Annotated in this window: 1 protein-coding gene and 1 pseudogene; both read left to right on the top strand. The window is 61.6% G+C overall.

Translation table 11 applies throughout. The features are described 5' to 3' along the window. Nucleotides 1–252, top strand: a pseudogene (locus tag EN893_RS34445) (F0F1 ATP synthase subunit alpha); the annotation flags it as partial. A 31-nt stretch (nucleotides 253–283) separates the two neighbouring features. Continuing rightward, nucleotides 284–1168 carry a F0F1 ATP synthase subunit gamma gene (locus tag EN893_RS34440; protein WP_127267284.1) on the top strand — a complete coding sequence of 295 codons (885 nt, stop codon included), beginning with the start codon at nucleotides 284–286 and terminating at the stop codon, nucleotides 1166–1168. Nucleotides 1169–1264 lie beyond the last annotated feature (96 nt).

Raw genomic sequence — 1264 nt, 5'->3', positions numbered from 1 at the left:
CTCCTGAAGCAGCCGCAGTTCTCGCCGCTGAAGACGGAAGAGCAGGTCGCGGTGATCTTCGCCGGCGTCAACGGCTATCTCGACAAGCTGCCGGTCAACCAGGTCGGCAAGTTCGAGCATGGCCTGCTCAGCCACATGCGTTCGGCCGGCAAGGACGTCCTCGAAGCCATCCGCAAGGAAAAGGCGCTGTCGGACGATCTGCGCGCCAAGCTGAAGGCCGAGATCGACGCTTTCGCCAAGACCTTCGCCTGAGCGAATTGCAAGACGGGATCAGGTTTGAAGCATGCCTTCATTAAAAGACCTTCGTAACCGTATCGCCTCGGTCAAGGCGACGCAGAAGATCACCAAGGCGATGCAGATGGTCGCCGCGGCGAAGCTGCGCCGTGCGCAAGAGGCTGCGGAAGCGGCGCGCCCCTATTCGGAGCGCATGGGTTCCGTGCTGGCCAACATAACCCAGGCAATCGGCGGCGGCGGCGATGCCCCGGCGCTGATGACCGGCACCGGCAAGGATGACGTGCATCTGCTCGTCGTCTGCACCGCCGAGCGCGGCCTGTGCGGCGGCTTCAATTCGCAGATCGCCCGCCTTGCCCGCGACCATATCCGCAAGCTTTTGGCCGACGGCAAGCAGGTCAAGATCATCTGCGTCGGCAAGAAGGGTTTCGACATCCTGCGCCGCGACTACGCGTCGATGATCATCGACCGAGTCGACCTGCGCGAGGTCAAGACACTCGGCTTCGTCAATGCCGATGCCATCGCCAAGAAGGTCATCCACCTCTTCAACGAAGGCGGCTTCGACATCTGCACGCTGTTCTATTCGCAGTTCAAGTCGGTGATCAGCCAGATCCCGACCGCGCAGCAGATCATTCCGGCCGGCATTGCTTCGGCTCCTGCCGAGGCGATTGATGGCGGCAACGCCGTCTACGAATATGAGCCGGAGCCGGGCGAAATCCTCTCCGACCTCATTCCGCGCAACATCTCCGTGCAGGTTTTCCGGGCGCTGCTCGAAAACGTGGCCGGCGAAATGGGCGCCAAGATGAGCGCCATGGACAATGCGACGCGCAACGCCGGCGACATGATCAACAAGCTGTCGATCACCTACAATCGCCAGCGGCAGGCGCAGATCACCAAGGAACTGATCGAAATCATTTCGGGCGCCGAGGCGCTCTAGGCGTGGTTCGCGGGTCATCGACCCGCGACTGGACCGCGTGAGAAACAAAGGACGAAAAAGGGTAAAGACGATGGCGAAAGCAGCGACCCCCCAGAA

Origin of the sequence: Mesorhizobium sp. M7A.F.Ca.CA.004.04.2.1, from assembly GCF_004022825.1 — a bacterium.
Classification (GTDB): Bacteria; Pseudomonadota; Alphaproteobacteria; order Rhizobiales; family Rhizobiaceae; genus Mesorhizobium.
Note: the sequence above shows the minus strand (reverse complement) of the source record. Positions and strands in the feature narration are given on the sequence as shown.